Origin of the sequence: Lactovum miscens, assembly GCF_014202895.1 — a bacterium.
In the GTDB taxonomy this organism is placed as follows: domain Bacteria; phylum Bacillota; class Bacilli; order Lactobacillales; family Streptococcaceae; genus Lactovum; species Lactovum miscens.
Genome location: NZ_JACHHV010000021.1, coordinates 16,661 through 29,082 on the forward strand (window position 1 = coordinate 16,661; position 12,422 = coordinate 29,082).

At 35.9% G+C, this 12,422-nt stretch carries 13 protein-coding genes and 2 pseudogenes; 12 read left to right on the plus strand and 3 right to left on the minus strand.

Features of this window, described 5'->3' with window-relative positions:
- The first annotated feature begins 1 nt into the window (after position 1).
- A complete protein-coding gene (locus HNQ37_RS05975) occupies positions 2–919 on the plus strand; it encodes a metal ABC transporter permease (RefSeq protein WP_183540297.1) in 918 nt (305 codons plus the stop codon).
- Positions 912–1,736: a metal ABC transporter permease gene (locus tag HNQ37_RS05980; RefSeq protein WP_183540298.1), complete on the plus strand. Its 825-nt coding sequence runs from the start codon at positions 912–914 to the stop codon at positions 1,734–1,736. Before HNQ37_RS05975 ends, HNQ37_RS05980 begins: the two co-directional genes overlap by 8 nt.
- A gap of 70 nt (positions 1,737–1,806) precedes the next feature.
- Here HNQ37_RS05980 and HNQ37_RS08710 read toward each other — a convergent pair.
- Positions 1,807–2,632 (minus strand): annotated as a pseudogene (locus HNQ37_RS08710) (IS30 family transposase); the annotation flags it as partial.
- Positions 2,633–2,745: 113 nt separating this feature from the next.
- Here HNQ37_RS08710 and HNQ37_RS05995 point away from each other — a divergent pair.
- The 5 genes from HNQ37_RS05995 to prfA all read left to right on the plus strand — a co-directional run bounded on the left by HNQ37_RS05995 (position 2,746) and on the right by prfA (position 5,983).
- Entirely contained in the window at positions 2,746–2,919 is a 174-nt protein-coding gene (locus tag HNQ37_RS05995) for a hypothetical protein (protein ID WP_246415613.1), read from the plus strand.
- 94 nt (positions 2,920–3,013) lie between these two features.
- Positions 3,014–3,145 carry a hypothetical protein gene (locus tag HNQ37_RS08575; RefSeq protein WP_281374959.1) on the plus strand — a complete coding sequence of 44 codons (132 nt, stop codon included), beginning with the start codon at positions 3,014–3,016 and terminating at the stop codon, positions 3,143–3,145.
- A 906-nt stretch (positions 3,146–4,051) separates the two neighbouring features.
- The gene (locus tag HNQ37_RS06000; protein ID WP_183540301.1) at positions 4,052–4,210 is read left to right on the plus strand and encodes a hypothetical protein; all 159 of its coding nucleotides are present in this window, start codon (positions 4,052–4,054) and stop codon (positions 4,208–4,210) included.
- 135 nt (positions 4,211–4,345) lie between these two features.
- A complete protein-coding gene (locus tag HNQ37_RS06005; RefSeq protein WP_183540303.1) occupies positions 4,346–4,915 on the plus strand; it encodes a thymidine kinase in 570 nt (189 codons plus the stop codon).
- 3 nt (positions 4,916–4,918) lie between these two features.
- Positions 4,919–5,983 (plus strand): peptide chain release factor 1, encoded by a 1,065-nt coding sequence (gene prfA / locus HNQ37_RS06010; RefSeq protein WP_183540304.1) that lies wholly within the window; start codon positions 4,919–4,921, stop codon positions 5,981–5,983.
- Positions 5,984–6,074: 91 nt separating this feature from the next.
- Here prfA and HNQ37_RS06015 read toward each other — a convergent pair whose 3' ends face one another.
- Positions 6,075–7,838 (minus strand): oleate hydratase, encoded by a 1,764-nt coding sequence (locus HNQ37_RS06015; protein WP_183540306.1) that lies wholly within the window; start codon positions 7,836–7,838, stop codon positions 6,075–6,077.
- A gap of 220 nt (positions 7,839–8,058) precedes the next feature.
- Between HNQ37_RS06015 and prmC the strand changes: the two genes are divergently transcribed.
- The 5 genes from prmC (at position 8,059) to HNQ37_RS06040 (ending at position 12,203) form a co-directional block, all read left to right on the plus strand.
- Complete coding sequence (gene prmC, locus HNQ37_RS06020) at positions 8,059–8,874, plus strand: peptide chain release factor N(5)-glutamine methyltransferase (protein WP_183540308.1); 816 nt, start codon at positions 8,059–8,061, stop codon at positions 8,872–8,874.
- Positions 8,875–8,901: 27 nt separating this feature from the next.
- Positions 8,902–9,417, plus strand: coding sequence for an STM3941 family protein (locus HNQ37_RS06025; RefSeq protein WP_183540310.1), 516 nt, complete (start codon positions 8,902–8,904; stop codon positions 9,415–9,417).
- A complete protein-coding gene (locus HNQ37_RS06030; protein WP_183540312.1) occupies positions 9,389–9,997 on the plus strand; it encodes an L-threonylcarbamoyladenylate synthase in 609 nt (202 codons plus the stop codon). The genes HNQ37_RS06025 and HNQ37_RS06030 overlap by 29 nt, the downstream gene beginning before the upstream one ends.
- 137 nt (positions 9,998–10,134) lie before the next feature.
- Positions 10,135–11,379, plus strand: a complete 1,245-nt coding sequence (gene glyA / locus HNQ37_RS06035) for a serine hydroxymethyltransferase (RefSeq protein ID WP_183540314.1) — start codon at positions 10,135–10,137, stop codon at positions 11,377–11,379.
- 218 nt (positions 11,380–11,597) lie between these two features.
- Positions 11,598–12,203 (plus strand): lysozyme family protein, encoded by a 606-nt coding sequence (locus HNQ37_RS06040; RefSeq protein ID WP_183540316.1) that lies wholly within the window; start codon positions 11,598–11,600, stop codon positions 12,201–12,203.
- Between the two features lie 96 nt (positions 12,204–12,299).
- Here the strand turns inward: HNQ37_RS06040 and HNQ37_RS08715 are convergent.
- Positions 12,300–12,422 (minus strand): annotated as a pseudogene (locus HNQ37_RS08715) (IS30 family transposase); the annotation flags it as partial.

Below are 12,422 nucleotides of genomic sequence, written 5' to 3' on the forward strand. Positions count from 1 at the left end.
AATGAATGAATTATTAAAATTTTTATTTGCTCCAGGATTTTTCCAAAATCTTCAAGTTAGAGATGCCTTACTAATGGGTACTTTAATCGCAGCTACCTCAGGCTTAATTGGTGTTTTTGTCATCATTCGAAGGCAATCTTTTGCGGGACATGCCATATCAGATTTTGGAGGGGCTGGAGCAGCTGTTGCCTTCTTATTAGGCTTAAACACGGTTTGGGGATTTCTTGGCTTTGGTCTTTTATCAGCGTTAGGAATAGAGCTTTTGGGGAAAAGGGAAGGAGAACGAGACCTAGCCACAGGCATTGTTTTATCAATTGCATTAGGGTGTGAATCTCTCTTTCTATTTTTGGGCACTCACTATACTGGTCAGGGAGGTGCGCCGATGATGGTGCTTTTTGGTTCAATTTTTATGATGAGTCACTCAACTTTACCTATTGTCTTGGTCTTGGCGCCAATCACAGTCATCTTGCTTATTCTTATTTTCAAGCCTCTTTTATTATCTTCAATTAATGCTGAACTCGCACAGACTCGAGGAATTCCAGTCCGTCTGGTTAACTATATTTTTATTATTTTGTTAGCTCTTGTCGTCAATCAAAATTCAATGATTATTGGGTCGCTTTTAAGTACAGCTCTGCTCATAGGGCCAGCAGCCATTGCGATGAGATTAACACATCGGATTAGAAAAGCTATGATTTTATCGGCATTTATTGGATTAGTATCAATTTGGATTGGGATTGTGCTAGCCTATGATTCCTATCAATGGCTGCCTTCACATAAGAGTTGGCCAGTTAGCTTCTTTGTTTGTGCTCAGATTTTGTTATCTTATTTTATTTCTGGTTTTATTCAAAATCAAAAATTAAAAAGAAATGAGAAGAAAGCAGGGGCAGTAAAGTTAATAAAGGAGGCTTCGATTGTTTGATTTTGGGATGTTTACTAATGTTTTCATGATACATGCTTGGATAAGCGGTTCTGTCATTGCTATCTTATCTAGTTGTATTGGCTTCTTTATTATTATGCGTTCTTCTACTTTTATCGCCCATGCTTTACCTGAAGCCGGTTTTGCCGGTGGAGCGAGTTCGATCTTTTTCGCTGTGAATCCAATTTTGGGCCTTTTAGTCTTTACAGTTGGAGGCGCTCTTCTCATAGGCAGACTAGAAGAAAAGGAACACGAGGATGTTGCTACAGCTTTAGTTTTAGTGACAAGTCTTGGCTTAGGGGCACTTTTTTTAGGGTTAACCAATCAGTATGCCGAAGGAGCATACTCTCTCCTATTTGGGCAAATTGTTGGTGTTAGTGATGATCAAGTTATCCAGACTTTTTTGCTTGCGCTTGTTTGTTTAGTTCTCCTAGCACTTATTTATCGTCCGTTATTATTGAGTTCACTTTCAAAGGATATAGCTAAAAGCCGTGGCATCCCTGTTCGTCTCATTGAAAGTCTATTTTTACTTGTCATTGCTATTTCCGTTTCAGTTATTATCCCAATCGTCGGAACTTTGCTTTGTTTTAGTCTATTGATTACACCAAGTGCAGCAAGTATTTACTTGACCAGTCATCCAGTAAATGCCTTAGTGACTACAATGATTATCTCATTAATCGATATATGGCTTTCAATTAGTCTAGCCTATCTAACAACTTGGCCGATTGGCTTCTTTGTTTCAATTATTGGGACTTTATTTTACATGGTAGGAAGGTTGGCTCATTATTGGAAAAATTCAAAGACAGCAAATGCTAAATAGAGTGATAATTTATTTTTTTGGCAAAAAAGTAAAATAGAAAAAGGCAAATTGTAAATTTAATTTTGTCATCTTTATACATCTGAAGTGGTGTCTGATACTTGAACATTTTCTTGGGTAACGATTCATTCAGGTCTCAATCTTGGCAACAACCTGAACTTTTGTTTGCTTTGTTCCTTTGGTTAAGAAACGTCGGATCATGCGGTTATGATTCTTATTGCTTCCACGTTCAAATCTGGCATAGGCATGGCAATAGTAAACCGGCAAATTCATGACCATTATCCGAGTAAGGGATTCGAACTGAATCTTCTCTTGAAGTGCTAAAAGTGCCGTGTTAAAAAATTGGGCAGACTTATCTGAAATCAGACGAATTATTTCAAAACGTGTTTGGCGCTAATTTTTTCTTTTGTAAAAGTACCATATCGACTTCCCAATGTCCAAATTTTTCACGTTGATTAATTTTCTCTGGACGTTGGTCAATGGACAAACCCTACGTATGCTTGGGATGTATTTTTCTAAGTTTCTTCGCTTTCTTATGGTGAGAGTAAGGTAAGTTATGATATTTCACATTCAACTAGCTTTTATTTATCCAGTGATAGAGGGTCGAAGGCAAACACCTGAAAAAATGGTTTTATTGAGGTCAAACGCAAGCTTAGATCGACGGCCAGAGTGACTTTTATTGGCTCTGTGGTGTTCTTGTGCTTGATGCGAAGAGTATTTGCCTTTATCTTTAAGTGCACTTTCTCTTTACGAAGTTCATTGTTTATCGTCTGAATGGCTTTATTTAAGAGCTGAGCGATCCGGCGGTTATTTAGCTTGTCCTTGTTGTGCCAACGTTCAATTTGACGTCGTTCAGTCAGTGTTAAATGTTTATCATTTGTGTTAGAATAATCTTGCATCTGAATCCTTTTCTACTTTATTTTTCCAAATTCAAGTATAAAGGTCTCAGGTGTTTTTTTCTTGCTTCAGGTGGCTAACTTAATTTTATAATTTGCCTTTTAAGGGGGGGAAAATGATTGAAGAAGTGAAAATCGAAAAGAAATTCGCAAATGTTAAAGAGATCTCAAATTTTTATGGATTTTCTCTAGCAACAGCAAGGAATAATATTTCATTAATGAAAAAGACAAACGTTTATCAAAGGTGGTTATTTCGGATTATCTGGAAGAGTTTGGTTACCAGCTTTTGATAAGTTCTTAATTATGAAGGGTTCTGAAAAGTACAGGAGTGTGCTACAATAAAATGGTGTTTTATCATTGCCCTATTAAGTAAGGGGAATATAAATGAAAATTGAAGAAATAAAGGTAAATGAGTTATGGTTTGAACAAAGGGTTTCTGACAAGCAATCATATTTATGGAGAATTCTTCTTTTAAATTTTTCAAGTATGAAGACTGAAAAATATCAATTATTTTGAAATCAAAATCTGGTCAAGCTAAGAATGAAGCCAGGCGAATATTATTAGTTAAGGCCAAAAATAAGATAGACGAGTTGAAAGTAAATTTAGTCTCTTTTTGGATTTAGAGTCTTTAAAATTTTCAGAAAGTTGTTAAAACTTGGTTAGAAGATAGTAAGTTGTATTTAAAAGCTTCTAGCTATTAGAACAGCCGGAAAATTTGTAAAAGAGTAGAAGATTTGTAAAGAGTTTTGGAAACCAAAGAATGGTAAAATTTAGGGCTTATCAAGTTCAAAATTATTTTAATAGTTTGCAACTAAAGTGAGCAACGGTATCCGCATACTTTATTGTGCTTACCAGATGAAAATTATTAAGAAACTTGTAGTTGATAAAGTAATTTTATAAATACCAAAATTTACACTTGATGACTTGATAAAATATGATATTAAATTATTTACGCAAGTAGACTTAGGAAAATTTTTTGATAAAATGTCAGATAGCAATAATTTTCAGACATATAGAAAACGAATGGTATTTGGATTTTCGTTTTTAGTAGGGTTAAGATATTGTGAGTTAGCAGCTTTATTTATAATAAGAAAAATTTGATCGAAAAAATAAATTAGTTTTAATTGAAGTTAATTTAGAGTATTCTGGTGGTATAAGAGGCATAAATCATTTAAATACTAAAGCGTTGCTTTATTATGGAAAAGTTATTTTATTTAATAGAGCAGTAGAAATTATTGACTTTTTTATAGAAACGAATAATGATAAGATATGTAAGTCTTTTGTTAATCATGATTACATTTTTTGCAGTAGAACTGGTTTATCAATTGGCATAAGTGGTTTAAACCTTTGCTTTAGAATGTATGGTAAAAGAAGTGGTCTATATAAACAGTTTTCATTGTCTTCGTCATTCTCATGTATGATGTGTGCTTATTAGTAGAAATGGATGTTCAGGTAAAGTCAAATGTGACAAGAGTTGGGCATAAAACAACTACAGAAATTTACTCATATATTACGCCAAAGATGACAAATGATTTGGTGGATAAATTGAATGGTTTGATTGCAATTTACGTGGGGCAATAAGTGGACAGTTTTGAGTTAAAAATAGATAAAAATAGTAAATATTTGCCTAGCTAGAGTGTATAGAACGTATAAAACGTCAAAGCCTTGTTATAAGGGCTTTGGCTTGTAAAGATAATTAAATAGAAAGTTAAGAATATGGCTCAATTTTACTTCCGTTACGGAACGATGAATTCCGGAAAATCAATAGATATCTTAAAAGTAACACACAACTACGAGGAAGAGGGAAAACCTGTTCTCTTGATGACTTCAAACCTTGATACTCGAATCGGAAAAGGAAAAGTAGCTTCTCGAATTGGAATTTCGCATGATGCGGTGGCAATTGATGAAGGATTTAAGGTGTTTGATTATGTAGCTGCGCTTTCTGAGAAACCACGTTGTATTTTGATTGATGAGTCTCAATTTTTGAGTAAAGAAAATATTTATGACTTTGCAAAGATTGTGGATAATCTTAATATTCCCGTTATTGCCTATGGTCTTAAGAATGATTTTCGTAATGAGCTCTTCGAAGGGTCAAAGTATCTCTTGCTTTTAGCTGATAAAATTGAAGAAATCAAGACAATTTGTTGGTACTGTGAAAAAAAGGCGACAATGGTTTTACGTCTCCTTGATGGAAAACCTATTTTTGAAGGTGAGCAAGTCCAAATTGGTGGCAATGAATCGTATATTCCTGTTTGTCGCAAGCATTATATGAATCCGGAGCTTTAAAAAATGTTTAATCAATTAGAAAGTATACTTGGTCGCTATGAAGAACTTGGTGAACTACTGAGCGATCCTGAAGTTGTTACAGATACAAAACGTTTCTTGGAACTCTCAAGGGAAGAGGCCAATCTCCGTGGCACCGTAGCGGCTTATAGAAAATATAAAGAAAATGAGCAAAGAATCGCGGATGCCACAGACTTACTCGGAGATGCTGAACTAGCTGACTTTGCCAAGGAAGAATTGTCTGAAGGACGTGCTGAAAAAGAACGTTTGGAAGAAGAAATAAAAATTTTACTTTTACCGAAAGATCCAAATGACGAAAAGAATATTTTTATTGAAATCCGTGGTGCTGCTGGGGGAGATGAAGCTGCTCTATTTGCAGGGGATTTGCTTAATATGTATTCTCACTATGCAGACTCTCAAGGCTGGGAGTTTGAAGTCATGTCAGCTTCAATGTCAGGGATTGGTGGTTATAAAGAAGTTGTTGCACAAGTCTCTGGAAGTAATGTTTATTCTAAACTAAAATTTGAATCTGGTGCTCATCGTGTACAGAGAGTTCCTGTGACTGAATCTCAAGGACGAGTCCATACTTCGACAGCAACAGTATTAGTAATGCCTGAAATCGAAGAATTTGATTATAAAATTGATCCGAAAGACTTGCGTGTTGATATCTATCATGCGTCAGGCGCGGGTGGGCAAAATGTCAATAAGGTAGCGACGGCGGTTCGTATGGTCCACATACCAACAGGCTTAAAAGTTGAAATGCAGGAAGAACGGACACAACAAAAGAACCGTGATAAAGCTATCAAAGTGATTACAGCACGTGTTTTTGATTATTATCAACAACTCGAGCGTGACAAACAAGATGCGACACGGAAATCAACGATAGGGACTGGGGACCGTTCAGAACGTATCCGAACATATAACTTCCCACAAAATCGTGTAACTGATCACCGAATTGGATTGACAATTCAACAACTTGACCGTATTATTGCAGGTGACTTGGGAGAAATCATTGATGCTTTGATTATGGCTGATCAAACCGAGAAGTTAGCAAAATTAGGTAGTAAGTAAGATAAAAATTTTGGAATCGATTTTACTATTTTGATTTTTCTCAAGGAAAAAGGGTCACATCCAATCAGATGTGACCCTTTTAAGTTAATTTTTAAACTAATCCAATTTCTTTAAACAAGTCTTCAAGATAAGTTCCTTGTAATTTTTTGAGACCGATTTTTAGAGCTTCCTTTTTTACAAAGGGTAGGTCCATCTCAGTAATTTTCTTTTTATCTGATAAATAGTAAATGGAATTTGCAAGGGTTCGGAGGTCATAAGATGAAGCGAAAACCTCGGGGACACCGCGATCTACATTTAGGAGTTGATAAACAGCCTCCATCGCTGTACGAACAGAGTATTCTGTGGTAAATACTGTATCACGATCAGTTTCCGCGAAGTTCCCAATGAAAGATAAATTGAGAGACCCCGTAGGAACAACAAGTGGGCGGTCTCCAGGTTTTCTCATCATAAAATACGAGGTGATAAATGGCATATAAACAGGAATACTTGTAGTATTTTCTTTAACAAAATCAACAATTTCATTCTCTGGCATACCTAGATGGAAAAGGAGCTCTTGAGTAATCTCTTGACCCGTACAATCTTCAATGGGCTTTTTCACAAAGTTACCCGGTGTGTTCGATATCAAGCCATAAACCCAAGTTGTACTTTGATCAGTCGTTTGTTCCTTAAAATGAGGCTGACGATGGGTTGCAAAGCTCATCAACCAGTTAGAATCTTTGATGGTCACAATTCCGCCAGTCACAACCTTACCAGTACGAAGTTGACGATGTGTCAATTTTTCAAAATAAGGTTGAATTTTTAAATTTTCCCAAGTGACTGTTGCCGAAACGAACCAACTTTCGTCAGGTAAATTATCACAAAAAGCAGATGGATTACCAAATTCTGAGGATTGACGAGCCAGATTTTGCCAGAGTTTCCAAGAAACTCCCAAATTTTTACTGACGGGGGCAGCAGTTGTGGGGGATCCTTGAGTTGAACTTTCAGTGATAGAGCCATTAGTAACAAAGATTAAATCGTTTTCCGTTAAATTGATACGGCTACCGTCTGAAAGCTTAATGGCTTTTGCAACTTTTTTTTGATTTGAAAAATCAACTTCAATATTATCGACTGCGCTAGAATAACGAAAATCAACTCCCTTTTCTTCTAGAAAAGCCAACATTGGTTTGACCAAGGAATCATATTGATTGTATCTTGTAAATTTAAGTGCTTTGAAGTCTGGAAGTCCTTCTATGTGGTGGATAAAGCGAAGGATATAACGGCGCATTTCAATGGCAGAATGCCATTTTTCAAACGCAAACATAGTGCACCAGTAAAGCCAAAAATTGGACTCAAAGAATTCTTCCGAGAATACATCTTGGATACTCTTGCCAACAAGTAACTCTTCCTTTGACAAGAAAAGTTGGATGATTTCATCTTGAGCTTTCCGACTTAATGTGAATTTTCCATCATCTTCAACTCGTTCACCTCTGTTATGAATGAGCCGACAATTTGACGAATTAGGATCTTCACGATCAAGATAATAAAATTCATCTAAAACGGACGCATTGTCTATTTCAAGTGATGGAACAGAGCGAAATAAATCCCAAAGACATTCAAAATGGTTTTCCATTTCACGTCCACCACGAACCACAAATCCTTCATCAGGAATGAATTTACCATCTAATGAACCTCCTGAAAGAGAGAGTTCCTCAAGAATATGAATTTTTTTTCCTTCCATTTGTCCATCACGAATCAGAAAAATTGCTGCTGCTAGACCCGCCAGTCCAGCACCTACAATGTAAGCTGATTTTTTCTCGACATTAGCTGGTTTTCTGGGGGTAACAAAAGCTTCATAATTTCCGTTTGTGTATCTCATAATTTTACCTTCCTTTTGGTATTGAAGTATGTTTTGAAAACTGAAAAATCTTGGTCCTTTTGACACCCTCATCATAGTACTTTGAGAAAACTATTACAATACATTTTAAAATAAAATTAGACACGATGTCTAATTTTATTCATTTTGTCAAACTTACAATTTTTTGAACTTGGAAGCCCTATTAAAGTCAGTTAGGACTTTATTTGGTAAAATAGTCAATATGATATGGATAAAAGCCGTACGTGAGGTTTCAACTCGAATAGAGGAGCCATTTGAGCTTGAATATGTTTGGCGTCACCTGCATGGGTTAAGTAAACTCGATTGGATCAATCAAATGCGTTTGGAAATTTCCGATGAGGAGATGGCTGATTTAAAAGAGATTAGTCTTCGACTAGAAAATCACGAGCCACCTCAATATATAGTTGGTGAGGAAACTTTTTCTGGGTTAAAATTTAAAGTAGATCCACGTGTTCTAATTCCGAGGCCAGAAACAGAAGAACTGATAAATCTGATTTTGAACGACAATCGAATGATAGGGAAGCAAAAAGTTCTAGATATTGGAACAGGGTCAGGCGCCATTGCGGTTTCTCTGGCCAAAAATAGGCCAGATTGGGATTTTGTGGCTTCTGACATTTCTAGCGAAGCATTAGTAGTCGCAAAAGAAAATGCGAAGGTCAACTCGGTTAAACTCTCATTTGTTCAGTCAAATGTAATGGATGGCATCAAAGGAAAATTTGATATTATTGTATCAAATCCACCCTATATCTCTCGTCAAAATAAAGACGAGGTTGACATTTCAGTACTCGGTAGTGAACCAGATCAGGCTCTTTTTGCGGATCATGATGGTTTAGCAGTTTATGAGAAAATAGCGAATCAAGCACCAGCTCAATTGACAGAGAATGGGAAAATTTATCTAGAAATTGGTTACAAACAAGGAGCTATAGTAAAAAGTCTTTTTGAAGCCGCCTTCCCAGATAAGAAAGTTGAAGTTTTTCCAGATTTTTCCGGAAAAGACCGAATGATATGTGTAAGATAAAAAATTCAAATAGACAGGGGCATGAAGGTGACAGAAATTAAAATCAATTTTAAAAAAGCACAATTAAGTCTATTTTTACTGGTTATGCTTTTCTTTATTCCAATTGCCTTTGCCCTTTTTCTTACAAATAATCTGTTATTCATAATTTTGGCTAGCATTTTGCTCCTTTTTATTTTTGGAATTATCATTTTGATATTAAGAAAATTGCTGAATTTTAAACCAGCCTTAATCATTAGTCAATCTGGACTTCAAGATAATACAAATCACTTGAAAAATCCTATCATTAAATGGGAAAATATTATTGGTATTGGAGAAGCGAACCATGGAAGTCAAAAACTTATTTTGATTATGGTCAAGGATCCTGAGGCATTTATTTTCTCAGAAAATGGAAGTTGGCAAGGAGTTTATAAGAATTCATTTGAATTGTATGGAACACCTGAGACGATATCTATTAGCAATCTACAAATCAAAGATGAAGCACTCATCAAACTATTGAATGAAAGTTTAAACAAATATGGAAAATCAAATAAGAGAGGCCGTTAATGCCTTAAAAGATGGTGAATTAGTTATATTACCTACTGAAACAGTTTATGGAATATTTGCGGATGCAACAAATCAAGATGCAGTAGAAAAATTATATGCGGCTAAAGGACGTCCGACTGAGAAAGCTCTCAATTTGAATGTTTCAGATTTTGGGACCATCCTGAAATTTTCAAAAAATCAACCCATTTATTTAAAAAAATTGGTTCAAAGCTTTCTCCCAGGCCCTTTGACAATTATTCTAGAGGCAAGTGGCTCAGTTCCCGAATGGATCCATATTGGTAAGACAACAGTTGGTTTTAGAATGCCATCAATCACTTCAACTCAATCAGTTATCAAAGAAATTGGTGTCTTAGTTGGTCCTTCCGCTAATCTGACAGGTGAAGCAAGCCCTGTTTTATTTGAAAATCTCTCAAGTGAGATCCTTTCTAAAGCTTCTCTTGCTCTTCAAGATGACTCTGACTATGGACTAGATACAACAATTCTTGATTTAACACTTAGTCCAGCAAGAATTCTTCGGAATGGTGCAGTTAAGAAAGAAGAAATATTGGAAAAAGTTCCGGAAATTGGAAATATTCAATAAATTATTAGGGATAAAGTGAAGGTAATTTATAAAATACCCGAATGTTTCATGTGAACCACTCAATATTCGGATAACCGGTCTCAAGTAAATAAAGTTACTATGGTAAAATTTAAAAATGTAGATGGAGGTCACTAATAATGACACAGACTTTTGAAAACTTTGATCCAGAACTTTGGAATGCAATTCACGCAGAGGAAGAACGCCAGCAACATAATATTGAACTGATTGCATCAGAAAACATTGTTTCTAAAGCTGTTCTTGCTGCTCAAGGATCTGTTTTGACCAATAAATATGCAGAAGGCTATCCCGGTCGCCGTTATTATGGTGGTACTGAATGTGTTGATGTAGTTGAAAATCTTGCGATAGAGCGTGCCAAACAACTTTTTGATGTGAAATTTGCAAATGTACAACCTCACTCAGGTTCACAAGCAAATATGGCTGCCTACCGTGCTGTGATCAAACCAGGGGATACTGTTCTTGGTATGGATTTGAATGCAGGCGGACACTTGACACATGGTGCAAAGGTTAACTTTTCTGGTAAAACATATAATTTTGTAAGCTACTTTCTTGATCCAAAGACAGAGCGACTCGATTATGACAAGATTGCTGAAATAGCACGAGGAGCTTCACCAGCCTTGATTGTTGCAGGTGCTTCAGCTTATGCCCGTATTATTGATTTTGCTAAATTTCGGGAAATTGCTGATGAAGTTGGCGCAAAACTAATGGTAGATATGGCTCATATTGCTGGTTTAGTCGCTGTTGGACTTCATCCATCACCTTTCCCATATGCTGACATCGTAACTACAACGACTCACAAGACTTTACGTGGTCCACGAGGCGGTATGATTCTGACAAATAATCCAGAAATAGCTAAAAAAATCGACTTTAATGTCTTTCCAGGTATTCAAGGTGGTCCGCTTATGCATGTCATCGCTGCCAAAGCTGTTGCTTTTAAAGAAGCTCTTGAGCCGTCCTTTAAAGAATATCAAGCACAAGTCATCAAAAACACGGCAACTATGGCTGACGAATTTATGAAGCTCGGTGTTCATGTCCTCTCAGGGGGAACCGACAACCATTTGTTGAATATGTCAGTCCTTGAACTTGGGGTCAATGGCCTTGAAGCTCAGAACCTGCTTGACAGTGTATATATTACTCTTAATAAGGAAATGCTTCCCAATGATCAACTTTCTCCTGCAAAGACCTCAGGTGTCCGTATTGGTGCTGCCGCAATCACTAGCCGTGGAATGAAGGAAAAAGAAGCAAGACAAATCGCAGATCTCGTGATTGAAGCGCTAAAAGCCCATGATAAGCCAGAAGAACTTGAACTCGTAAAAGCTAAAGTCATTGCGCTCACTGATAAATTCCCTATTTACACTGATTAATAAAACATTTTTATCAATTAAAACGAAAAGTGCAGATTTTTATGTCTGTATTTTTTTTTGTGCGTCGCTGATAGTTTTTGTAAAAAGTTTTATTTTTCACTATATTTTTGTTAGAATTGTAAGAACAATTCTAAGTGCACAAATAAGGATCGCTTGAAAGATTTATTGAAACTTTAAATATTGGCGATCCTATAAAAGATTCTAGGTGATAGATAAATTTGATTAAAAAACTATTAAGCTTACTTGTAATAGTAGGACTTGCTTTTGGTGGCTTTTACGCTTACAAAACGCATAAAGATGTAAAAAATGTTGAAACTTATTCAAGCATTGTTAATGCAGAACTTGAAAAAGATGGTCTCCCAAGTTCGGATAAAAATTTAGTTTTAGCGATTATTTATCAAGAGACAAAAGGTGGAGAGGTTGATGTCATGCAATCTTCTGAGTCAGTCTCCGGAACAACAAATACAACAAATGATTCAACTGCCTCTATTCAAAATGGTGTGGCTCACTTGGCTGACATGTTAACCTATGCGCAAAGTAAAAGTGTGGATGTTTGGACAGCTGTCCAGGCCTATAATTTTGGAAAAAGTTACATTGATTACATTGCGAGCAATGGCGGAAAGAATACCCTTGATCTCGCAGCAAAATATTCAAAAGAAGTGGTTGCACCGAGTTTAGGTAATGGCACTGGTGAAACTTATCAACATTTGAATATTATGTCATTCTTCTATAATGGCGGAAAGCTTTATAGAAATGGTGGGAATCTTTTCTATGCTCAAGAGGTTTATTATAAGATGAACTTGATGTCTTGGTTTAATTGGTAAAAAAAGAATTTAATTCTGAATAAATTAGAAAACGAATCAGGGCAAAGTTCTGATTCGTTTCTATTTAAAATATTAATGGCAAATTGCAAATTTAATTTAGCCACCTCGATACATCTGAAATGGCGTCTGATACTTGAACATTTTTCTTGGATATTGATTCATCCAAGTCTCAATTTTAGCAACTGCTGAAGCTGTTGTTTGTTTTGTTCCTTTGGGTAA

Bases quoted from the DNA above. Each gene is read 5' to 3' on its own strand.
- HNQ37_RS05975 (WP_183540297.1), top strand. From the start codon at position 2: ATGAATGAATTATTAAAATTTTTATTTGCTCCAGGATTTTTCCAAAAT.
- HNQ37_RS05995 (WP_246415613.1), top strand. From the start codon at position 2,746: ATGATTGAAGAAGTGAAAATCGAAAAGAAATTCGCAAATGTTAAAGAG.
- HNQ37_RS08575 (WP_281374959.1), top strand. From the start codon at position 3,014: ATGAAAATTGAAGAAATAAAGGTAAATGAGTTATGGTTTGAACAAAGG.
- HNQ37_RS06005 (WP_183540303.1), top strand. From the start codon at position 4,346: ATGGCTCAATTTTACTTCCGTTACGGAACGATGAATTCCGGAAAATCA.
- prfA (WP_183540304.1), top strand. From the start codon at position 4,919: ATGTTTAATCAATTAGAAAGTATACTTGGTCGCTATGAAGAACTTGGT.
- HNQ37_RS06015 (WP_183540306.1), bottom strand. From the start codon at position 7,838: ATGAGATACACAAACGGAAATTATGAAGCTTTTGTTACCCCCAGAAAA.
- prmC (WP_183540308.1), top strand. From the start codon at position 8,059: ATGATATGGATAAAAGCCGTACGTGAGGTTTCAACTCGAATAGAGGAG.
- HNQ37_RS06030 (WP_183540312.1), top strand. From the start codon at position 9,389: ATGGAAAATCAAATAAGAGAGGCCGTTAATGCCTTAAAAGATGGTGAA.
- glyA (WP_183540314.1), top strand. From the start codon at position 10,135: ATGACACAGACTTTTGAAAACTTTGATCCAGAACTTTGGAATGCAATT.